15 protein-coding genes are annotated in these 22,479 nt (G+C 68.9%); 7 read left to right on the top strand and 8 right to left on the bottom strand.

The genetic code is table 11. The features are described 5' to 3' along the window. Positions 1-51 precede the first annotated feature (51 nt). Entirely contained in the window at positions 52-1,881 is a 1,830-nt protein-coding gene (locus M2351_RS24535) for a peroxidase family protein (RefSeq protein ID WP_264658669.1), read from the top strand. Here M2351_RS24535 and M2351_RS24530 read toward each other — a convergent pair. From M2351_RS24530 to M2351_RS24515, 4 genes are all read right to left on the bottom strand, one after another. Further along, a complete protein-coding gene (locus M2351_RS24530) occupies positions 1,878-4,574 on the bottom strand; it encodes a PAS domain S-box protein (RefSeq protein ID WP_264658708.1) in 2,697 nt (898 codons plus the stop codon). The two genes, M2351_RS24535 and M2351_RS24530, sit on opposite strands and share 4 nt — an antisense overlap. Before the next feature lie 52 nt (positions 4,575-4,626). Beyond that, positions 4,627-5,484, bottom strand: coding sequence for a phosphate/phosphite/phosphonate ABC transporter substrate-binding protein (locus M2351_RS24525; protein WP_264658668.1), 858 nt, complete (start codon positions 5,482-5,484; stop codon positions 4,627-4,629). 145 nt (positions 5,485-5,629) lie between these two features. Next, the gene (locus M2351_RS24520) at positions 5,630-6,826 is read right to left on the bottom strand and encodes an MFS transporter (RefSeq protein WP_264658667.1); all 1,197 of its coding nucleotides are present in this window, start codon (positions 6,824-6,826) and stop codon (positions 5,630-5,632) included. A gap of 68 nt (positions 6,827-6,894) precedes the next feature. Next, positions 6,895-7,509 carry a TetR/AcrR family transcriptional regulator gene (locus tag M2351_RS24515; protein ID WP_264658666.1) on the bottom strand — a complete coding sequence of 205 codons (615 nt, stop codon included), beginning with the start codon at positions 7,507-7,509 and terminating at the stop codon, positions 6,895-6,897. A 276-nt stretch (positions 7,510-7,785) separates the two neighbouring features. Between M2351_RS24515 and hmpA the strand changes: the two genes are divergently transcribed. Then, a complete protein-coding gene (hmpA, locus tag M2351_RS24510; RefSeq protein ID WP_454464593.1) occupies positions 7,786-9,003 on the top strand; it encodes an NO-inducible flavohemoprotein in 1,218 nt (405 codons plus the stop codon). Between the two features lie 62 nt (positions 9,004-9,065). Here hmpA and bdcA read toward each other — a convergent pair whose 3' ends face one another. Continuing rightward, entirely contained in the window at positions 9,066-9,779 is a 714-nt protein-coding gene (bdcA, locus tag M2351_RS24505) for an SDR family oxidoreductase (RefSeq protein ID WP_264658665.1), read from the bottom strand. A gap of 118 nt (positions 9,780-9,897) precedes the next feature. Between bdcA and M2351_RS24500 the strand changes: the two genes are divergently transcribed. Then, positions 9,898-10,482 (top strand): TetR/AcrR family transcriptional regulator, encoded by a 585-nt coding sequence (locus M2351_RS24500; protein WP_264658664.1) that lies wholly within the window; start codon positions 9,898-9,900, stop codon positions 10,480-10,482. A gap of 46 nt (positions 10,483-10,528) precedes the next feature. Here the strand turns inward: M2351_RS24500 and M2351_RS24495 are convergent, their stop codons facing one another. Then, complete coding sequence (locus M2351_RS24495) at positions 10,529-10,903, bottom strand: VanZ family protein (protein ID WP_264658663.1); 375 nt, start codon at positions 10,901-10,903, stop codon at positions 10,529-10,531. A gap of 452 nt (positions 10,904-11,355) precedes the next feature. Here M2351_RS24495 and M2351_RS24490 point away from each other — a divergent pair, with 452 nt between their 5' ends. The 3 genes from M2351_RS24490 to M2351_RS24480 all read left to right on the top strand — a co-directional run bounded on the left by M2351_RS24490 (position 11,356) and on the right by M2351_RS24480 (position 17,496). Then, positions 11,356-14,238 (top strand): PAS domain S-box protein, encoded by a 2,883-nt coding sequence (locus M2351_RS24490; RefSeq protein WP_264658662.1) that lies wholly within the window; start codon positions 11,356-11,358, stop codon positions 14,236-14,238. A gap of 91 nt (positions 14,239-14,329) precedes the next feature. Continuing rightward, positions 14,330-16,237, top strand: a complete 1,908-nt coding sequence (locus M2351_RS24485) for a potassium transporter Kup (protein ID WP_264658706.1) — start codon at positions 14,330-14,332, stop codon at positions 16,235-16,237. Positions 16,238-16,302: 65 nt separating this feature from the next. After that, complete coding sequence (locus M2351_RS24480; RefSeq protein ID WP_264658661.1) at positions 16,303-17,496, top strand: MFS transporter; 1,194 nt, start codon at positions 16,303-16,305, stop codon at positions 17,494-17,496. Positions 17,497-17,544: 48 nt separating this feature from the next. Here the strand turns inward: M2351_RS24480 and M2351_RS24475 are convergent, their stop codons facing one another. Further along, complete coding sequence (locus M2351_RS24475) at positions 17,545-19,695, bottom strand: methyl-accepting chemotaxis protein (protein WP_264658660.1); 2,151 nt, start codon at positions 19,693-19,695, stop codon at positions 17,545-17,547. A gap of 223 nt (positions 19,696-19,918) precedes the next feature. Beyond that, positions 19,919-20,587, bottom strand: a complete 669-nt coding sequence (locus tag M2351_RS24470) for a protein-L-isoaspartate(D-aspartate) O-methyltransferase (protein ID WP_264658705.1) — start codon at positions 20,585-20,587, stop codon at positions 19,919-19,921. A gap of 236 nt (positions 20,588-20,823) precedes the next feature. On the opposite strand from M2351_RS24470, the gene M2351_RS24465 reads away from it, so the two are divergent. Then, on the top strand, positions 20,824-22,479 hold the full coding sequence (locus tag M2351_RS24465; protein WP_264658659.1) for a 3-(methylthio)propionyl-CoA ligase: 1,656 nt from the start codon (positions 20,824-20,826) through the stop codon (positions 22,477-22,479).

Below are 22,479 nucleotides of genomic sequence, written 5' to 3'. Positions count from 1 at the left end.
GAAGGATGCCCCCGGAACGGATGCCTGAAGAGGGCCCCGCAGGAGCATGCCATGGAATTCAGAACGATCGATGGCTCCCGGAACAGCCAGTCCGACACCGACCGGAACACACCCGGCTCGGTGTTTTTGCGAACGACCGAAGCACGCTTCGCCGACGGTGTGTCGAAGCCCGTCGAGGGTCCCAATCCCCGCACGATCAGCAACGTCGTCGTCGGCCAGGGCGATGCGGGGGTCGGAAACCGGGAAGGGGTTTCCGGGATGATGTACGCTTGGGGCCAATTCGTCGATCACGACCTCGACCTGACGCCCTCCGACGGCAAGACCCGTTTCGGCATCACCATCCCCGCGGGCGACCCGGACCTCAAGCCCGGCAGCACGATCGCCATGACCCGCGCCGTGGTGGCCAAGGGGACGGGGACGGACACCGACAATCCCGCGACCGCGATCAACGCGGTCACGGGGTGGGAGGACGCGTCCATGGTCTACGGCTCGGACGCGAAAACCGCGGCGAGCCTCCACTCGGCCGACGGACGGATGAAGACCTCGTCGGGCGGCAACCTGCCCATCGTCGGCGGGGCCTACGTGGCCGGCGATGCCCGCGCGGCGGAAAACGCGTCGCTCACCGCGCTCCAGACCTTGTTCGTCCGCGAGCACAATCACCAAGTCGACCGGCTGCATTGGGAAAATCCGAAGCTTTCGGGCGACCAACTCTACGATCAGGCCCGGGCGATCGTCACGGCGGAAATCGCCCACATCACACACGATGAGTTCCTGCCGCACCTTCTCGGCGACAAGGCTTTGTCCGCCTACCACGGCTACGACCCGTCGGTTGATCCCAGCATCTCGATCGAGTTTGCCGGCGCCGCGTTCCGCTTCGGGCATTCGATGGTTTCGGCGGAAACCGAACGGCTGGGAAACGACGGCCAGGTGCTGGGGCCGGCGGAGGAGCTTCGGGACGTCTTCTTTATGGACCCGCAGAGCTTTTCCGCGCACTCCGGCGCCGACGGCTTCCTGCGCCACCTCGCCGCCGACCGGTCGCAGGCAATGGACGCGCGGATCGTCGACGACCTGCGCAACTTCCTGGTTGATCCTCCGGTCGCGCAGGATCTGGCGGCCATCAACATCCAGCGCGGCCGGGACCTCGGCCTGCCGACGCTCAACGGTGCGCGCCGGGCGCTGGGGCTGAAGCCCTACACGGGCTTCGACCAGATCACGGACGACAAGGCCACGGCCTCGGCCCTGCGCGATGCGTTCGGCTCGGTGGACAGCGTCGACCTTTGGACCGGCGGCATATCGGAAAAGCACGTGTCCGGAGGAGTCGTCGGCCCGACCTTCGCGACCATCATCACCGCGCAGTTCGAGGCCCTGCGCGATGGGGATCGCCTCTGGTACGAGAACCAGGGATTCGATGCGGACACGCTGAAGACCACCAAAAACACGACGCTCGCCGACATCATCGAGCGGAACACCGACACGTCCTATGTGCAGAACGACGTGTTCACCTTCTACGACCGGCACACGCCGGACACCCGGTCCGAGCAGCCGGATGCGCCGCAGCTGCTGATCGGGACGGAGACCAGCGACCGTCTGGTCGGCGGGTCCGCGGGTGACGCGTTGGTGGCGGGGCAGGATCGGCAGACCATGACTGGAAACGGCGGACGCGACGTCTTCGTGTTCACCGCGCCGGACCAGGATGCGACGATCACCGACTTCACGCCGAGGCAGGACACGCTGGAATTCGACAACGCGGGCGATCTGCGCTTTGGCGACGCCAGGATCCGGGCGCAGGACGGCGGTACCGTGGTGGAGATCGGCGGACACCGCATCGACATGCCGGGCGTCCAGCCCAACCAGCTGTCTTCCCGGAACTTCACCTTTTAAAGCGGATTTTCATCCGCTTTAACGTGTTCGGGTTCGGAGGACGCGACGTCCGCGGTGTGTTCCGGCGCCATCGTGCCCCGCACCGCCGCGGATATGGCCGAGAAAAGCTGCGGCAGCCGGATCGGCTTGGTGGCGAAGGCGTTCATGCCGGCCTCGGCGCATTCCTTCCAGGCGGCCTCGGAAGCGTGGGCGGTCAGGGCGACCACGGGCGTCCGGCTCTGCGGTTCGGGCAGCTGGCGGATGCGCCGGGTGGCGGTCAGCCCGTCCATCTCCGGCATCTGGACGTCCATCAGCACCACGTCGAAGCCCTGCCGCATCACGGCGTCCACCGCCTCCAGCCCGTTGCCCGCCAGCGTCACGGTGTGGCCCTGGCGGACCAGCATGGCTTCCACGACGTTGCGGTTCACCGGGTTGTCGTCCACCGCGAGGATGCGCAGCGTGGGCAGCGGTTCGGGGGCCTTGCCCGGATCTTCCGCCGCGGCGGCGCTGTGGATGGCCGCGGGATCGCCGATGTCGCAGCCGATGGAAAAGATGAAGACGCTGCCGCGCCCCGGCGCGCTGTCCACCCGGATGGTGCCGCCCAGCAGGGTGCACAGGTCCTTGCAGATCGCCAGACCCAGGCCGGTGCCGCCGAAGCGGCGCGTGATGGAGCTGTCCGCCTGGGTGAAGCGCTGGAACAGGGTCTTCGCCGCCCCCGGGGTGATGCCGATGCCGGTGTCCTCGACCTCGAACTCCAGCAGCACGCGCCGGCCGTCGAGCTGCTTGGCGCGCCGGGCGCGCACCGCGACATGGCCGGATTCAGTGAACTTGATGGCGTTGCCGACGAGGTTGTAGAGGATCTGGCGCAGCCGCGTCGGGTCGGTGACGACCGCCGCGGGAACCGAGGGCTGCATCCGGCAGGTGAGGTCCAGCCCTTTCTCCGCCGCCCGCGGGCGCAGGACCTGGACGACGGATTCCGCGATGTAGCCGGGATCGCAGGTCTCCAGTTCCACCTCGATCCGGCCGGCCTCCAGCTTGGAGAAGTCCAGGATGTCGTCGAGGATGTGCAGAAGCGATTCCGCCGACTGGCGCGCGACGGTGAGCTTGTCGCGGTGGTCTGGCTTCAGGTCCTCGTAATCGAGCAGCGAGAGCATGCCGAGCACGCCGTTCATCGGCGTGCGGATCTCGTGGCTCATGGTCGCCAGGAATTCCGACTTGGCGCGGCTGCCGGCCTCGGCCATCTCCTTGGCCCGGCGCAGGCTTTCCTGGGTCTTGCGGCGTTCGCTGATGTCGCGGACGATGCCGATGAACAGCGGGATGCCCACCGATTCCAGGTTGCCCACCGCCAGCTCGATGGGGAACAGCTCGCCGTTGCCGCGCCGGCCGGTGTCCTCCCGCGTGCGGCCGATGACGTGGGCGACGCGGTTCTCCAGATAGTCGGTCATCCGGGCGTCGTGGCGGGCGGCGGCGTTCTCGGCCATCAGCACGGTCAGGGGCTGGCCGACCAGCCCGCCGCGGGGGATGCCGAAGATTTCCTGCGTGGCGCGGTTCACGTCGGTGATGACGCCTTCCTGGTTGGCGATCACCACGCCGTCGCCGACCGCGTCCAGGATCGCCTTCAGGTGCCGCTCGGCCATCTCCTCCGACTGGCGGTGGGCGACGCGCAGCTCCTCCTCTGCCAGCTTCTGGGCGCTGATGTCCAGGTCGATGCAGATCCACTTCTCGATGGCGCGCTGGCTGTCGAAAATGGGAATGACCGTCCGGTTCAGCCACAGCGCCGACCCGTCCCGCCGCGTCCGCCGCACGACGCCCCGCCAAATCTCGGCCGAGAGGATGGCGGATTGTGCGTCGTCCTCGTCCGCCGCCAGGGGACGGCCGACCACCTCGCCGCGCTCGATGCCCAGCGTGTCGCAATAGAGGTCGTTGACGACGGTGACGCGGCCTCCTGCGTCGATCTCGCTGACGATGGCGGTCTGGTCCAGCGCGTTCTTGTGCTGGACCAGCGCGTCCATCAGCGCGTCGATGCGCTGGCCGAACTGGTTGCGCAGGCTGAGCGCGGTGCGGTTCACCACGTCGATGGCCTGCCGGATTTCCAGCGGCGCGCTCTGCATCAGCTGGGCTTGGGCGTCCAGCTCGCCGACCTGGACGCGCTCCTCCAGCGCCTTCAGCGTGTTCAGGTTGGTCAGCCAGCGCATCAGCAGCAGGCGGACCACCGCCAGGCCGACCACCAGCCCGCCGAGCGTCAGGGTCAGCGTCGCCTTGATCAGCGACCAGACCTCCTCCGACGCGGTCGCCACGTCGAAGGACAGGCGCAGGACGCCATAGTCGCGCCCGCCCGCGGAGATGACGCGGTTCACGTCGTAGAATCGCTCCGCGAACAGGTCGATCAGCCACTGCGGCACATAGCCCTTCGTCCGGCTCTCCTGCCCCAGCGCGATGCGGGCGCCGGAGATATCGATGAAGGCCACGCGGTCGAAGGAGGTGTGGGTGACGGCGGTTTCCATGGTCCGCTTCACGGCGTCGTAGTCGCCGATGATCACGCTTTCCTGGATGGCCTGCGCCGTCACCTCGATCAGCATGCCCGCCGTCATCTGCGCGTCTTCCAGGCGCTGCGAGATGTAGTGGTGGAAGTACAGTGACAGGCTCAGGAAAATGCAGAGCGAGAACATCGCCGCGTAGAGCAGGAAGACCCGCGCCGACAGGGACTGCGGCATGAACTGCACGGTCGTGTGTTCCTTATCCAGAGCCTGTAAGGCTGGGCAGAGGCTATTGCAGGGAGGCCGGGGCCGTGCGGTAAAACTCCACGTAAGACTCGTAGTCCTCCTCTCGGGCGGGGATGAACTGCGTGAAGGGCGGCAGCTTCACCGCTTCGGACACCCGCTTGATCACCGCGGCGCCCTCCGGATCCTGACCCATGGCGAGGAAGGCGTCGGTCACCGCCTTCGCGTCGGCTTCCGGAACCGTGGGGGAGACCATCAGGGCCAGGTCGTTGAAGGGCTCCGAACTCCACAGGGTGCGGAAATGCTTGTTCTCGCGCCGGGTGTAGCCTTCGGCCAGCTGGGAGTTCACGCCGACCCCCTTCACCTTGCCGCTGAACAGCTGGGCAAAGGCACCGTCATGGTTCCCGCCGAACACGACCTTCACGGGGATCTGGCTGGCCAGCAGGTGCGCGTAGGTGACCTTGTAGGCGACGAAGGCCTCCCGGCCGGGGAAGACCACCTCCTCGTCGGCCAGTTGCTTCAGGTCGGTGATGGGGGAATCGGCGGTGGTCAGAATCTGCGCCTGCACCGCCGGGTAGTCGCGCCGCACCAGCAGGCGCCAGCCCATGCGGCGCCGGTTTTCGTTGAACAGGTGGTTGGTGAAGGCGAACTCCACCTCCTTCGCCAGGACGTAGCTGGTCGTGTCGGCCGAGGTGCGGCCGATCTTCAGCACGAGGTTCACGCCCGACTTGGCGGAGATGTACTGGATGATCGGGTTCCAGTAGGAGGCGGTCAGCTCGACGCCGAACTGGTTGACCGGAGAGAACTTGTAGGTGTGCGGGGCGTCCGCCGCCCGCGCCGTGGCCGTCAGGCCGCCCAGGGAAAAACAAAGTAAAAAAAGTCTGAACCAATGCTTCGCGAACATTATTTCCCCCTGACTGCCTGAAAATGATCCGCCCCGGGCGGAGCGATCATTTTACCGTTCACAATACAGGGGCGCAACATGGGCTCGAACGGCAGCGGCCCCGCGTGGACTCTTCGTCCACGCGGGGCCGCTGTGGGGTCGCAGGTCAGCGCTTCAGGTCGGCCAGAAAGGCCACCACCAGGGCGGCGGCGCCGCAAGCGAAGACCAGCGCGTAGCTCTCCCCGCTGTGCGCGAACAGGAAGGAGTAACCGTAGCCGGCCAACGCCTGGAACAGGGCGAAGGCGGTGGTGGCCCGGCTCCAGGCCGCGCGCTGCTCCATCGGATGGCCGGGCAAGGCCTCGTGGATGCGGCCGAGCACCAGCGGCACGATGCCGGGGGTCAAGGCGCCGATGGCCACCGTCGAGAGCGCGATCAGCGCCGGGTTGGTGGTCACCGCCAGGATCGCGACGGCGACGGCCTGGACCAGCAGGGCCACCCGGTAGGACTGGCGGAAGCCGAAGCGGTCGCCCGCTTGTCCGGCCAGCAGCGGGCCGACGATGGCCGCAGCACCGTACAGCACCCAGTAGAGCGCGCCGATGTCGGAGCCCTTGCCCAGGCCGCGGGCGATGAAGTCGACCAGCAGCATCATCGGCGCCACGAGGCCGAGCGCGTTCAGCGCGTATTCCGCGTAGAGGGCGCGCAGACCCTTCGTCTCCTTGGGCGCCTCCGCGGGGGGTGCCGCCGGGACGGCGGACGGCGGCCAGCCGAACCAGCTGATCGCGGTCAGGAGGAGGCTGACGACGCCCAGCCCCATCCAGGTCTCCCACAGGCCGAAGCGGAGCAGCACGGGGACCAGCGTGCCCGACGCCGCGATGCCCAGCCCGACGCCGAGGAAAATCAGGCCGCTCGCCAGACCGCGGCGGCCAGGGGGGATGTGCGGCAGGATCGAGGTGGCGGCCAGCACCATCATTGCACCGCCCGACACACCGGACACCAGCCGCCAGACGAAGAACCACGGCAGCGACAGCGGGTAGGCGCAGGCGAAGAAGGCCGCCGTCACCGCCACCATCAGCAGGCGCAGCAGCAGGCGCGTGGGGATCAGCGTCGCCGCGGGGCGCCCGAGAAGCGCGCCGATCAAATAGCCTGCGAAGTTCGCGGCCCCCAGCGTCACCACGTCGGCGGCGGTGAACCACTGCGCCTGGATAAGCGGCGGGATCAGCGGCGTGTAGGCGAAGCGGGCCAGCCCGATGCCGATGAAACTGCCGGACATGCCGGCGATCGTGGCGAACCAGGCGGCGGCGTCCAGCCGGTCGTTGGCCGGAGCGGCGGCAAGCGCGGCGGCCGTGTTCGTGTCCGTGGACATGGGATCATCCTTGTTCGGTTTCGCGCACTCGGCTCCGCCACACGGGCAGGGAGCGCGCGAAGACGCGGTCATTCCGGGGGCGTCCCGGCGACGGGAATCGACGGCAGGCCAAGCAGGGTGAGCGCGGCGTTCGCAGCCCCCGCCAGCAGGTCGCGGTCGGGCCGGACACGGCAGAGCACACGGATCCCCAGCACCGTGGCCAGAAGCTGGCGGGCGCCGTCCTCGGCGCTGACGGCGGTCGTGGCCTCCCCCGTGGCTTGCGCGGCGGCGAGGATGCGGCGGAAGAAGGCTTCGTACTGGTCCAGTTCGCCCGCCAGCGCCTCGCGCATCTCGGCATCGTGCGACGCCTCGACCGCCGAGTTGACGAGCAGGCAACCGCGGCGCTGCGGGTCGTCCAGCGACCGTTCCACGACATCGCTGAAGAACTGCGTGATCGCGGCGCCCGGCGACGGGCAGCCCTCCACGCGGGCGATGCGCTTGTGCAGGGTCTGCGCGATGTAATGGTCGAGCGCCCGCCGGAACAGCGCGCGTTTGTCGCCGAAGGCATTGTAGATGCTGGCGGGCGTCATCCTCATCCGCTCCGCCAGCTCACGGGTCGAGGTGGCTTCGAAGCCGCCGGCCCAGAAGCACTGCATCGCCGCGTCCAGGACCGTGGCCTCGTCGAATTCGCGCGGTCGCGCCATCGCCCACCCCGTTTTAGATCGTCTGCTCTAAAACGCGATATTAGAGCGGATGTTCTAAAACGCCAAGACAGGATCGTTCGGCCTTGGCCGCGCCCGGCGATGGGGAGCGTCGCGCCGGGCGCATAGCGTTTGGCGTCTAAACAAATATTCCTCTTGCATCTTTAAGCCAGAAAACATTTATTTGCGGCGCATGTTTTGTCGCGCCCACAGGGTTACGGCCACCATCCGGCCGGTGGGTGTCGCCTTCCACCCGATCCGTCCATCAGTTCAGGACCCATGATGCAGCAGCCTCTCAGCGCCCAGACCATCGCCGTCGTCAAGGCGACCGCTCCCGCCCTGGCGGAGCACGGTTCGGCGATCACCCGCGCGATGTATGTCCGCCTGTTCAAGGACGCGCACATCGCCGCGCTGTTCAACCACTCCCACCAGGGGCAGGGCGGCGCGCAGACCAAGGCGCTCGCCAACGCGATCCTCGGCTACGCCCAGAACATCGAGAATCTCGGCGCCCTGGCCCCGGTGGTGGAGCGGATCGCGCAGAAGCACGCCGGCCTCCAGATCCTGCCGGAGCATTATCCCTTCGTGGCGACCGCCCTCTTGGGCGCGATCAAGGACGTGCTGGGCGACGCCGCCACGGACGAGATCCTGGGCGCCTGGGGCGAGGCCTACTGGTTCCTGGCCCGCATCCTGATCGGGCGGGAACAGGGCATCTACGACGCGACCGCTGCCGCCGAGGGTGGCTGGACCGGGTGGCGGGACTTCACCGTCTCGGCCAAGGTGAATGAGAGCGCGGTCATCACCTCCTTCGTGCTGACCCCGGCCGACGGCGGCCCGGTGCTGCGGCACAAGCCCGGGCAGTACCTGACCTTCCAGTTGCCGGTGCCGGGAGCCGAGGCGCCGGTGCGCCGCAACTACAGCATCTCCGCCGCGCCGAACGGCCGCAGCTACCGCATCTCCGTGAAGCGGGAGCCGGGCGGGGCGGCGTCCAATTGGCTGCACGACCATGTGACCGTCGGCAGCGTCCTGGAGGTGTCCCCGCCGGCCGGCGACTTCTTCCTGCCGGAGCGTCCGGAGCGTCCGGTGATCCTGCTGAGCGGCGGCGTCGGCCTGACGCCCATGGTCAGCATGGTGGAAACCATCGCGCAGGCGCATCCGGGCCTGGAAACTCACTACATCCACGGCACGGCGAGCAGCGCCACCCACGCCATGGACCGGCATGTCCGCGATCTGGCCGCGTCGCGCAAGAACATCTCCGTCGCGACCTTCTATTGCGAGCCGTTGGCCGGCGACCGGCCCGGCGTCAGCCACGACGCCGACGGCTTCATCACCCTGGACTGGCTGCGCGCCAACACGCCGCTGGACGAGGCGGACGTCTATCTGTGCGGGCCGAAGCCCTTCCTGCGCGCCTTCGTCGGCGGGCTGTCCCGCGCCGGCGTGGCGGGTGACCGCATCCACTACGAGTTCTTCGGCCCCGCCGAGGAGCTTGCGGCCGCCTGACGCGGCCCTGGGGGCGGGCGGGATCGATCCCGTCCGCCCCCCGATTGTTTCAGGTACTGGGCTTACGCGCCGAAGCCGCCGTCGATGGTCTGGAACGACCCGGTAATCATCGCGCCGTGCGGCCCGGCGACGAAGGCGGTCAGTTCGGCGACCTCCTCCGCGTGGGCGTGGCGCTTGATGGCCATGTGGCTGTGCATGAAGCTCGCCATCGGGCCGTCGGCCGGGTTCATGTCGCTGTCGGTCGGGCCGGGTTGGATGGCGTTGACGGTGATGCCGCGCTCCCCGAAGTCGCGCGCGAGGCCGCGCACCATGCCCTGCACCGCGGACTTGGTGAGCGCGTAGGCCGCGCCGCCGGCGAAGGGCATGCGGTCGCCGTTGACCGAGCCGATGACGATGATGCGCCCGTTCGGGTTCATGCGGCGGGCGGCCTCCACCGCGGCGTGGTAGGGCGCGTTGACGTTGATGGCGATCATCCGGTCCACCGCGTCGGGGTCGAGCGTCAGCGGATCCCCCATCACCAGCGTGCCGGCGTTGATCACCAGCACGTCGAGCGCGCCGCGCCCGGCGACCGCCGCGATCAGCGCGTCGCGGTCGGCGCTGTCCACCTGGATCGCCTCGGCCCCGGTTTCCTTGGCGATCGCCTCGGCCGCGTCCTTCGACCCGGCGTAGGTGAAGGTGACGGCGCCGCCGCCAGTGGCAAAGCGACGGACGATGGCGGCGCCAATGCCCCGGCTGCCGCCGAGGACGAGGATCGTCTTGCCAGTGAAGTCGGTCATCATCGGTTCCTTGAGTTTGTGTAGTGACCGCTATATATACCGGACCAGGGCATCGGCGCAAGGAGTTTCTTTAGTGGTCACTACACATAAATCCGAGGCACGGAATTCCGGACCGCATATGTCCGGACCGCGCGGCCGGCGGCGCTCCTTCGACCTGGACGAGGCGGTGGACACGGCGATGAGGCTGTTCCACGCCCGCGGCTACGACGCGGTGGGGGTGGCGGAACTGGGGGCGGAGCTTGGGATCAAGCCGCCCAGCTTCTACGCCGCCTTCGGCAGCAAGGCCGGGCTGTTCGAGCGCGCGCTCCAGCGCTACGCCGCCGGGGAGGCCAACATCTTCGCGAAGGCGTTGGACGAGAGCGGCGGCGTCGCCGCGGTGATCGCGCGCACGCTGGGCCTGGCCGCCCGGCTCTATCCGGAGCGGAACGGGGTGGCCGGTTGCCTCGTGCTCGACGGCGCCCGCAACAGCGCCGACCCGGAGGCCTGCGCCCTGTCCGCCGCCGCGAAGACGGCCAGCCGCAACACCATCCGCGATTTCATCGCGACCGAGCGCCCGGACCGCGCCGAGGATCTGGCCGATTTCATCGTGATTGCCATGGCCGGCATGTCGGCGGCGGCGCGCGATGGCGCCGGGGAAGCCACCCTGAAGCCCTTCGCCAAAACCGTCAGCCGGGCCTTTCAGCGCGAACTCGCATCGGTTTGATATACCCTCTCCCGGGGCGGGAGAGGGAACTCGAAGCTGCTAAAGGTCAGCGGGCGAGGCGCCGCGCGAGCAGCGTGTTCCGGACGGCCAGCCCCGCCGCGGCCAGACCGATGACGGCACCGATGGAACTTGCACCGAAATCGCTGAAGGCCGGGTGACGGCCCGGCGAGAAGTGCTGCAGGATTTCCATGGTGCCGGCCAGGGCGGACATCAGCACGCCCAGGACCGCCCAGCGATCCTCCACCCGGTAGGCCAAGCCGACGAAGAAGCCGGTGCCGGCGTAGGCGGCGGTGTGTTCCAGGTGTCCGTCGACGCCGGTGCGGACCATTTCCTCCGCCGGAACCAGGGACAGAACGACGATGGTCACGATGCAGGCCCATGCCGCCAGCGTGAAGGCCGTCCTTACGCCTGTCCGATTCATTTCGTCCCCGGCATGACTGTTACATGGCTGTGGCGCGCACCAGGATATGCGAACGACCGGTCCGGCGCGGCAAGGATTGGATCGGCGTAACCCGACCGGGAGCCGTCCCGCTTTGCCGCAATGAAGGGAAAAAGCTCGCCCGGATTCCCGTTTGAAAGGACACGCCCGCGGCGGCAAGAGGAACCGGGCCATGCGGAACCGCGTTCCACTTCCCCCGTCTTCCGACGGTCATCCCGAACGGAGGAAATACCTCCAATGAGGAAGTCCCATCACATTGTGCTAAGCCGGTCCGAGTGGCTATATCGTCGTGCCATGACGATGAACAGCCGCTGATTTGACGACACGCTGATGCCCGAATCCATCCGCCTGCCGGTTCCGAAGGCGGCTGCCGCCCGTCGACAGCCCGTCGGTACGACCGCCCATTGTTCCGTCGCCGACTCGCCGGCCGCTCCATGAGTCTCGACAAGGGTTGCCGGGCTGCAACCACCCCCTTCCTGGCCGACGGCGGCAAGGCGGGGGCGCTGATGCGCAGCCACGACTGGTCGTCGTCCCCGTTGGGAGAGCCGGACGGCTGGGGCCTGCCGCTGAGCACGCTGGTCGCCGTGATCCTCGGCTCGCACCAGGCCATGTTCCTGGTCTGGGGGCCGGAGCAGACCCTGCTCTACAACGACGCCTACGCGGAGATCCTGGGCGACAAGCATCCGACGGCGCTCGGCCGGCCGTTCACCGAGGTCTGGAGCGAGATCCGCGACGACCTCACGCCCATCGTGACGCAAGCCTACGGTGGCGAGCCGGTCCGCATGGACGACATCACCCTGGTCATGCACCGCAAGGGCTATGCGGAGGAAACGCACTTCGCCTTTTCCTACACGCCGGTGCGCGATGAGTCCGGCGGCGTGGCGGGCCTGTTCTGCGCCTGCATCGAAACGACGGAGGAGGTGTTCGCCAAGCGGCGGCTGGTGGCGGAAAGCGACCGCCTCCGCGACCTGTTCCGCCAAGCGCCGGGCTTCTGCTACGTCTGGCGCGGTCCCGACCACGTCTATGAAATGGCCAACGACGCCTATTTCCAATTGGTCGGCCACCGCGACATCATCGGTCGGCCGGCGCGCGAGGCGCTTCCGGAGATCGAGGGCCAGGGCTTCTTCGACTGGGCGGACCGCGCCTTCGCCACCGGCGAGCCGTTCGTCGGCAACAGCGTCCCGGCGAAGCTCCGGCGCTGTCCGGGCGCCCCGCTGGAGGAACGCTTCGTCACCTTCGTTTTCCAGCCGATCCGCGACGCGGACGGCCGGGTGACCGGCCTGTTCGTCCAGGGCAGCGACGTCACCGAGGCCAAGAAGGCCGAGGCGGCGCTGCGGGCCAGCGAGGCGCGGCTGCGCGCCGCGCTGGAGATCAAGACGGTCGGCGCGATCTATTTCGACGGCGACGGGCGCATCACCGACGCCAACGACGCCTTCCTCGCCATGGCCGGCTACAGCCGCGGGGATCTGGAAGGCGGCGTGGTGACGTGGCGGTGCCTGACCCCGCCGGAATGGCTGGAGCGCTCCGAAATGGCCTTTGCCGAACTGAAGGCGAATGGCCAGACCACGCCCTATGAAAAGGAGTACATCCGCAAGGACGGCTCGCGCTGGTGGGCGCTGTTCGCCGCCACGATGCTGGAGGACGGCACCGGTTTCGAGTTCGTGCTGGACATCACCAAGGCCAAGCAGACCGAACAGGCACTGCGCGACCTGAACGCCACGCTGGAGAGCCGGGTGGCCGAACGCACGGCCGACCGCGACCGCATGTGGCGCCTGTCCACCGACATCATGATCGTCCATCGCCTCGATTCCACGCTCACCGCGATCAATCCCGCCTGGACCGCCTCGCTCGGCTGGTCGGAGGAGGAGGTGCTGGGCATCCGCGCGCTGGACCTCGTCCACCCGGACGATGTCGAGGCGACGCGCGCCGAGAACCGGCGGATGGCGGCCGGACAGTCCACGCAGCATTTCGTGAACCGCCTGCGCCACAAGGATGGCCATTACCGCTGGTTCTCCTGGATGGCGGTGCCGGACGGCGGCCTCGTCCACGCGGTCGGCCGCGACGTCACGGTCGAGAAGGAGCGCGAAGCGGCGCTGCGCGAAGCCGAGGAACAGCTGCGTCAGGCGCAGAAGCTGGAGGCGGTCGGGCAGCTGACCGGCGGTCTCGCCCACGATTTCAACAACCTGCTGCAGGCGCTGGGCGGCTGCCTCGCGATGATCCGCCGCCGCACCGACGAGCCGAAGGTGCAGCCTCTGCTGGACGCCGGGCAGCAGGCGGTTGACCGCGGCGCCAAGCTGGTCCAGCAGCTGATGGCCTTCGCCCGTCGCGAGGGGCTGCGCCCGGAGCCGATCGACGTGCGCGACCGCGTGCTCGCCATGTCGGCCCTTCTGGAACGGGCGCTCCGCGCGGACATCCGGCTGGAGACGCGGTTCGGCTCCGGCCTCTGGCCGGTGGAGGTGGACCCGACGCAGTTCGAGCTGGCGCTGATCAACATGGCGGTGAACGCCCGCGACGCCATGCCCGACGGCGGCTTGCTGACCGTGGAGGCGGAGAACACCGTCCTGCCGGCCGGCGATCCGTCGGGGCTGGAGGGGGAATTCGTCCGGCTGTCGGTCGGCGACACCGGCACCGGCATGGCGCCGGAGGTGCGGGCCAAGGCCTTCGACCCGTTCTTCACCACCAAGGAGGTCGGGCGGGGCAGCGGCCTTGGCCTTGCGCAGGTGTATGGGCTGGCGCGGCAAGGGGGCGGCACCGCCTGGATCGACAGCGCGCCGGGACGCGGGACGACGGTGGTCCTGCTGCTGCGCCGCTCCACCGTGGCCGCGGCGGTGGCCGCCGCCGATGCGCCGTGCATGCCGGCAACGGCGCCGGTGCGCCGCAGCGGGCGCGTGCTGCTGGTGGAGGACGACCCCATCGTCGCCTCGACCGTCGCGGCGGCGCTGGAGGACAGCGGGTACGAGGTGGCGCAGGTCACCACTGCCGATGCGGCGTTGCCCTTGCTGGCGAGCGGGGCGCGCATCGACCTGCTCTTCTCCGACGTGGTGATGCCCGGGCGGCTCAGCGGCATGGATCTGGTGCGCGAGGCGCGCCGTCTGCGGCCGACGCTGCCGGTCGTGCTGACCACCGGCTACAGCGAGACGGTGGCGCGGACGGAGGGCGTGCGGCTCCTGTCCAAGCCCTACCGCATCGAGGAGCTGATCCGCGTGCTCAACGCCGTGTCGGGCGAGGCCGTGTCCGGTGGGCCCCTGTCGGGAGGAGCCAGCGCGAAACCGGCGGCGGGCGCCGAAAAGGCGAGGGGGCTGGCCCGGAATCCGTGACGTGTGCGGGCCGCGCCCTGTTGGGGAACGGCAACCGATGACCACGGGCACGGCAATGAACAAGATCAACCCCGCAGCGCTTGCCGACGGCATGGCCCTGACCGGGCCAGTCGGCGGCCATCCCCCGACCGAGGCGGAGCAGCACAAGCGGCTGGCGCCTCTGCTGCTCGCGGCGCTCGGCGTCGTCTACGGCGACATCGGCACCAGCCCGCTCTACACCCTGCGGGAGTGCTTCGGCCATGTCGGGCTGCCGCTGACCGAGGGCAACGTGCTGGGCATCCTGTCGCTCGTCTTCTGGGCGCTGATCCTGGTCGTGACGGTCAAGTACGTGACCTTCGTCATGCGCGCCGACAACAAGGGCGAGGGCGGCATCCTCGCGCTGATGACGTTGGCGCTCCGCAAGGCCGAGGCGACCGCCTTTCCACGCCCGGCACTCCTGGTTTTGGGCATGTTCGGCGCGTCTCTGTTCTTCGGCGACAGCCTGGTCACGCCGGCGATCTCCGTCCTCAGCGCGGTGGAGGGGCTGAAGGTCGTCGCCCCGGCGCTGGAGGCCTGGGTGATCCCGCTGACCGTCGCCATCCTGGTCGGCCTGTTCGTGGTCCAGCGCGCCGGTACGGCCAAGGTGGGCCGCCTGTTCGGCCCGGTCATGGTGCTGTGGTTCGGCACGCTGGCCGTGCTGGGGGTGGTCGAGATCGCCCACGGGCCGGGGGTGCTGCGCGCGCTGTCGCCGGTCTGGGCCGTGGCCTTCGCCGCGGAGAACCAGTGGCTGGCCTTCTTCGCGCTGGGGTCGGTGGTGCTGGCCGTGACCGGCGGCGAGGCGCTGTACGTCGACATGGGCCATCTCGGCCGGCTACCGATCCGGGTGGCGTGGCTGGGCTTCGTGCTGCCGGCGCTGCTGCTGAACTACATGGGGCAGGGCGCCTTGCTTCTGCGCGACCCGACGGCGCTGGAGAATCCCTTCTACCATCTGGCGCCGGGCTGGGCGCAGGTGCCGCTCCTGGTGCTGGCGACCGGGGCGACGGTGATCGCCAGCCAGGCGGTCATCTCCGGCGCCTATTCCATCAGCCGGCAGGCCATCCAGCTGGGCCTGATCCCGCGCATGCCGATCCGCCACACATCGGAAAAGGAGATCGGCCAGATCTACGTGCCCAAGATCAACTGGACGCTCTGCGCGCTGGTGATCGCGCTGGTGCTGGGGTTCGAGTCCTCCTCCAGCCTCGCCGCCGCCTACGGCATCGCGGTGACGGGGGAGATGTCGATCACGGCGCTGCTGTTCTACGTGGTGGCGCGGGCGCTGTGGCGGTGGCCGCGGTGGCTTGCCGGGGCGCTGACCGCCGTGTTCCTGGCGGTGGACCTCGCCTTCTTCAGCGCCAATCTGCTGAAGGTGCCGCAGGGCGGCTGGTTCCCGCTGCTGGCCGCGGGGGTGCTGTTCACGCTGATGTGGACGTGGCGGCGCGGCCGGCGCGCGATCGCGGAGCGGCTGGCCGAGCAGGGCATGTCGGTGGAACAGTTCCTCGCCCGGCTCAAGCGCAAGGCGCCGCACCGCGTGCCGGGGACGGCGATCTTCCTGACCCGCAGCACCGATCTCGTGCCGCACGCGCTGCTGCACAACCTGAAGCACAACCACGTCCTGCACGAGCGGGTCATCTTCCTGACCGCCATCAACGAGGAGGTGCCGCGGGTCGGCGACGACCGCCGGTTCGAGGCGGAGGATCTGGGGCACGGATTCTGGCGCGTCGTCCTGCATTTCGGCTTCATGGAAACTCCGCACATACCGCAGGCGCTGAAGCTGATGCGCCGGCACGGCTTCACGCTGGACATGATGACCACGTCCTTCTTCGTCGGGCGGGAGACCATCGTGCCGTCGAACAAGCCGGACATGAAGCCGTGGCAGGAGCGCCTGTTCATCGTGATGGCCAGCAACGCGGCCTCCGCCTCGGACTTCTTCTGCGTCCCGCCCAACCGCGTGGTCGAACTGGGCGCGCAGATCGAGGTCTAGCTGTTGGGAAAACAGCGATGATTGGCGACACTGCGCGCCGTTCTTGAGCGACCTTTGAGGCCATCGTGTCCGCCCGCCCATCCTCCGCCGGGACCATTCCCGGCACCGTCGTCGCGCTGGGCTTCGTCAGCCTGTTCATGGACGTCTCGTCGGAGATGATCCACAGCCTGCTGCCGGTGTTCCTGGTATCGGGGCTGGGGGCCAGCGCGCGGTCGGTCGGGATTATCGAGGGCATCGCCGAGGCCACGGCGTCCATCACCAAGGTCTTCTCCGGGGTGGTCAGCGACTGGGTCGGCCGGCGCAAGCCGCTGCTGCTGCTCGGCTACGGCATGGCGGCGCTGACCAAGCCGATCTTCCCCTTGGCCGACAGCTTGGGAACGGTGCTGCTGGCCCGCTTCCTGGACCGCATCGGCAAGGGCGTGCGCGGGGCGCCGCGCGACGCGCTGGTCGCCGAGGTGACCCCCGTGGAACTGCGCGGCGCCGCCTTCGGCCTGCGCCAGTCCATGGACACGGTCGGCGCCTTCGCCGGGCCGGCGCTTGCCATGCTGCTGATGCTGCTCAGCGGCGGCGACGTCCGGCTGGTGTTCTGGGTGGCGGTCATCCCGGCCATGCTTGCCGTCGCGGTGATCGTTGTCGGCGTGCGGGAGCCGGACGCGGACTCGCCGGCGGAGCGGCGGCGCTTCCCGATCCGGCGCAGCGAGCTTCGGCTGCTCGGCGGGCATTACTGGGGCGTCGTAGCGCTTGCCTCCGCCCTGACGCTGGCGCGCTTCAGCGAGGCCTTCCTGCTGCTGCGCGCCCAGAATCTCGGGATGGCGGATGCCTACGCGCCGCTGGTCCTGATCGTCATGAACGTCGTCTACGCGGCATCCGCCTATCCGCTCGGGCAGCTCGCGGATCGGCTCGACCGGCGCGCGCTGCTGGCCATCGGCGTCGGGCTTCTGGTGCTGGCCGACCTCGTGCTGGCGGCGGCCGGGTCGGTGTGGGCGGTCCTGGCGGGGTCGGCGGTGTGGGGCCTGCACATGGGGGCGACCCAGGGGCTGCTGGCCGTCTTCGTCGCCGACGCCGCACCCGCGCACCTGCGCGGCACGGCCTTCGGTCTGTACAACCTCGTCACCGGCCTCGCCCTGCTCGTGGCCAGCGCGCTCGCCGGCGCGCTGTGGACCATGGCGGGACCGGCGGCGACTTTTCTCGCCGGGGCGGGCTTTGCCGCCCTGTCTTTGGCCGGCTTGCTGGCGCTCGCGCCGCGGGCGCAGGGGTAGGCGGCGCATCCCCCCTCGCCCAGTTCGGATGGGCGAGGGGGGATATCGTCAGGCTGCGCGGACCTGGGACAGGAAGCGGTCGATCTGCTGGAGCAGGTTGCCGGTCTTCTCGGAAACCTGGCCGGCGGCGGTCAGGACCTCCTGCGCGGACTGGCCGGTCTGGCCGGCGGCGGTGCGCACCAGGCCGATGTTCTCCGACGCCGCGGCGGTGCCGCCGGCCGCCTGCTGGACATTGCGGGCGATGTCGGCCGTCGCCACGCCCTGCTCCTCCACCGCGGCGGCGATGGTCGTGGAGATCTCGTTGAGGCGGGCGATGGTCGAGGCGATGGCGCGGATCGCCGAGGCGGCCTCGCCGGTGGCGGACTGCATGGCGCCGATCTGGCCGGCGATCTGCTCGGTCGCCCGCGCGGTCTGGGTCGCCAGCTGCTTCACCTCCGACGCCACGACCGCGAAGCCCTTGCCGGCCTCTCCGGCGCGGGCGGCCTCGATGGTGGCGTTCAGCGCCAGCAGGTTGGTCTGGCCGGCGATGGAGTTGATGAGGTCCAGCACCTCGCCGATGCGGCCGGCCGTCTCGCTCAGGCTGCGCATGGTCGCGTCCGTGCGCGCGGCGTCGTTGGACGCTTGGCCGGCGATCACCGCGGATTCCGTCACCTGCTTGGCGATCTCGTTGATCGAGGCCGAGAGCTGGTGCGCGGCCGACGCCGCCCCGTCCACGTTGGCCGACGCGCTTTCGGCCGCCGTGGCCGCGCTGCCGGCCTGGGTGGAGGCGTTCTCGGCCGTCGCCACCATGCTGGAGGCGGTCTGGTGCATCTGGGTCGCGGCGGCGGAGACGGTCTCCACCACCATCTTCACGCCGTTCTCGAACTGGTCGGCGAGCGACAGCATGGCCTCCCGGCGCTCCGCCGCGGCGCGGGTCCGCTCGGCTTCCGCCTGGGCGCGGGCGGCCTCCACCTCGCGGGCGGTGTCGCGGAAGACGCGGAGCGCTGCCCCCATCTCGGAAATTTCGTCGCGCCCGTCCAGCGTGACCTCGGCGGCGAGGTCGCCGGAGGCGATGCGGCGCATGTCGCTCTTCAGCGCCATCAGGCGGCGCATCAGGTTGCGCCCGACGTAGAGCCAGACGACCAGGATAGACGCGATGATGCTGACCAGGCAGACGGCGATCTGCGTCAGGCGGCTGGTGTCGAGCATCTGCGCCGTGTCCGACGTGGTGGCGGCGATGCCGCGCTCCTGCGCCTGGACCAGTTCGCCGATGGAGGAGGTCATGCGCGCGGACAGGGCGTGGTTGCTCTCCACCAGGGCGCGGGAGCGCTCCCGCAGGTCCAGGATGCGGCGGCGCGTCTCGACGGCGCTGGTGTCACCGCTGGCGATCCCGGCGATGGCCTTCACCGCGGGGGTCAGCGCCTCCGTCAGCTTCTCTGGAAGCTGCGGCAGGACGCTGTCGATGACGGCCATGGACTGGGCGAGGCGCGCCTCGATGACGTTCAGCCGGTCGGCGTCGGTGGTGGTGCCGGCTTCCAGCAGCAGGTTGCGCGCGTTGCTGGTCTCGTCCATCAGCGTGCGGATCGGCTGCATCCGCTGACCGGCGTCGACCATGGTGGCTGCCGCCGCGCGCATGTCCTCCGGCTTGGTGTCCGGATCAAGCACTGTCTGGCGCGCCTGCCCCTCCTCGTTGGCGATGACGGTCTTCCAGGGCGAGGTGAAGCGCTGGATTTTGGTGTCGGCGTCCAGAATGGCGGGCACCTGTTCCGCGATGCGGCCGTTCTGGGCGATGCGCTGGGCGGCGGCGCCGTCCAGTTCGGCCAGATTGGCGAACAGCGCCTTGGCGGTGTCCTCGATGCCGTTCAGCAGATCGCGGTCCGTGTCGGTTTTGCGCAGTTGGTCGAGGCGGGCGGCGAACTCCTCCTTCACCTCGCGGACGCGGGTGGAGACGGTGTCGCGAGCCGCGGCGTCGCCGGCCGAGGTGAGGGCCGGCGCCAGGGCGACCAGCCGCTCCGTTTGGTAGGCGACGCTCATGCCCTCCTTCATGGAGGGGACCGCGCGCCCGACGATGACGTCGATGGTGTCGCGGACGTTGCCGTAGCCCACCAGCGCGACCGACGCCGCGACCAGGGTGCCCGACAGCACCACGCCGATCGACAGCATCAGCTTGCCCCGAACCCCCACACGCAACCCGGCGCCGGTGGCGTCTTGTGCGTTCAACCCCTGGTTTTGCATCCTTCTTCTTCCCGGCGGATTGTTATTTTATGTTCCGGGAAGCCTGCTCAACAGCAACTAAAAACGCAAGTAACAAAGCAGCATATCCGATCAGCCTCGTTAACTATTCGTAATTGATTCCGTGATGTAGTGCAGCTATCGCGTGGGGAGTCCTTCGATATCGAAGGAAAGTCCCCTGCGGTTGTGCCCCCGCGCGTCCGACGGTCTGTCATTGCACGGTTTCGAGCTGCGTGAAGCGGACCGGGATCACCGGTCGCAGCGACAGGCGGCCCTGCGCGTCCTTGTCCCCGACGGTCAGCGTCTGCGCGCCGGCCCCGCCCATCGGCAGCACGATCCGGCCGCCGGGCTTCAGCTGCTCGGCCAAGGCTGGCGGCACCCGTTCGGCCGCCGCGGTGACGATGATCCGTTCGAAGGGCGCGTGCTCGGCCCAGCCGCGGGACCCGTCGCCGACACGCACGCCGATGTTTATGTAGCCCAGCTTCTGGAACAGCGCCTCGGCGGCGGCCGCGAATTCCTCCACCACCTCCACGGTCCAGACCTGGCGGACCAAGCTCCCCAGCACCGCCGCCTGATAGCCGAGCCCGGTCCCGACCTCCAGCACCGCGTCGTCCGGCCGGACGTCCAGCAGGTCGGTCATCAAAGCGACGATGAAGGGTTGGGAGATGGTTTTGTCAAAGCCGATCGGCAGCGGCATGTTGTGGTAGGCGTAGCCGGCAAGCTGCGCCGGAACGAACAGGTGCCGTGGCACGCCGCGCATGGCGGCCATGACGCGCCCGTCGAGCGCCGCCTTGCCGATCTCGTCGCAGGCCAGCTCCGCCTGGATGGCGATCACCTCCACCATGTGCCGGCGCAGGATGGCGTAGTGATCCTCGCTCATCTCCTTCACGGCCGACTCCTTCCAGACATCCCGTTTATGAAAGGCCCGTTTATGAAAGGCCTGTTTATGAAAGGTCGTTCGCGCGTCGGCGCGGACCACTGCCAGGAGGGGATATCGCTCATTGCAGGACAGGCTGATTTTCGCCACCATCCACATTTAACGAATGGGCATGAGGAAATCCGCAACGCGAGCGGCCGCACCACACAAGAATGGCCGCCCAACAGGGGGAAAACACCATGTTCGGATTGATGCAGCAGCGCCCGCGGCTGGTGTCGTCGCTGATCACCCACGCCGCCCGGCACCACGCGACCGCGGAGGTCGTGTCGAAGACGGTGGAGGGGCCGGTCCACCGCTACAGCTATGCCGACGCCGAACGGCGCGCCCGGCGGCTGGTGCGGGCGCTGCAGCGGCTGGGAGTGGGGCAACAGGACCGCGTCGGGACGCTCGCCTGGAACGGCTTCCGGCATTTCGAGCTGTATTACGCGACCGCCGGCATGGGCGCCATCGGCCACACCATCAACCCGCGCCTGTTTCCCGACCAGATCGCCTACATCATCAACCACGCGGGGGACCGTGTCCTCTTCGCCGACACCAGCTTCGCCAAACTGGTCGAGACGTTGGCCCCGCGCATCGCCGGCAGCGTCGGGGCCGTGGTGATGATGACCGACGCCGCCCACCTGCCGGAGCTGTCGCTGCCTGCGGGCATGGCGCTCCATTGCTTTGAGGACCTCATGGCCGCGGCCGACGAGGATTACGAGTGGCCGGAGTTCGACGAGACCACGGCGAGCGCGCTCTGCTATACCTCCGGCACGACGGGGCAGCCGCGGGGGGTGCTGTACAGCCACCGCTCCACCGTCCTGCACGCCATGACCATCGCCCTGCCGGACGTCATGGGGCTGCGCGCGGCCGACCGCGTCATGCCGGTAGTGCCGATGTTCCACGTCAACGCCTGGGGCATCCCCTACGCCGCGCCGATGATCGGCGCGCCACTGGTCTTCCCCGGTCCGCACCTGGCCGGCGAGCCCCTGCAAACCCTGATGAACGAGGAGCGGGTGACCTTCGCGGCCGGCGTGCCGACCATCTGGATGGGCCTGCTTCAGCACCTGCGGACCAGCGGCGCCCGTCTGGACACGGTGGAGCGGCTGGTGATCGGCGGTTCCGCCTGCCCGCGCATGCTGATGGAGGCCTTTAGCGACGAGTACGGCGTCCGCGTCGACCACGCCTGGGGCATGACGGAGATGAGCCCGGTCGGCACCTTTAACGCTCCCAAGGCAACCAACGCGGACGTCGAGGGCGAGGAGGGCATGCGCCGGCGCATGAAGCAGGGGCGCGCGGTGTTCGGCGTGGACATGAAGATCGTCGGCGCCGACGGGCGGGAGCTGCCCTGGGACGGAACCAGCTTCGGCGACCTGTATGTCCGGGGTCCCTGGGTGTGCAGCGCCTATTTCCGGGAGGAGCCGGATGGCCTGTCCCACGACGAGGAGGGCTGGTTCCGCACCGGCGACGTCGCGACCATCGACGCCGACGGCTACATGGAGATCACCGACCGGTCCAAGGACGTCATCAAGTCGGGTGGGGAGTGGATCAGCTCCATCGCGCTGGAGAATATCGCCGTCGCCCACCCTGACGTGGCGGAGGCCGCGGTCGTCGCCTCCCACCACCCGGTCTGGGACGAGCGGCCGCTGCTGATCGTCGTGCCGAAGCCAGGCTGCCGTCCAGAACCGGAGGAACTGCTGCGCCATTTCGAGGGCAAGGTGGCGAAATGGTGGATCCCCGACGGCGCCGTGATCGTGGAGGAGTTGCCGCACACCGCAACGGGCAAGCTGCTGAAGATGGCGTTGCGCGACCGTTACCGCGAACACTATCTCCCGGACAGTGGTGCGGCGGAATAG

Source organism: Azospirillum canadense (assembly GCF_025961225.1).
In the GTDB taxonomy this organism is placed as follows: Bacteria; Pseudomonadota; Alphaproteobacteria; order Azospirillales; family Azospirillaceae; genus Azospirillum; species Azospirillum canadense.
This window is presented reverse-complemented; position numbering and strand designations above follow the sequence as displayed.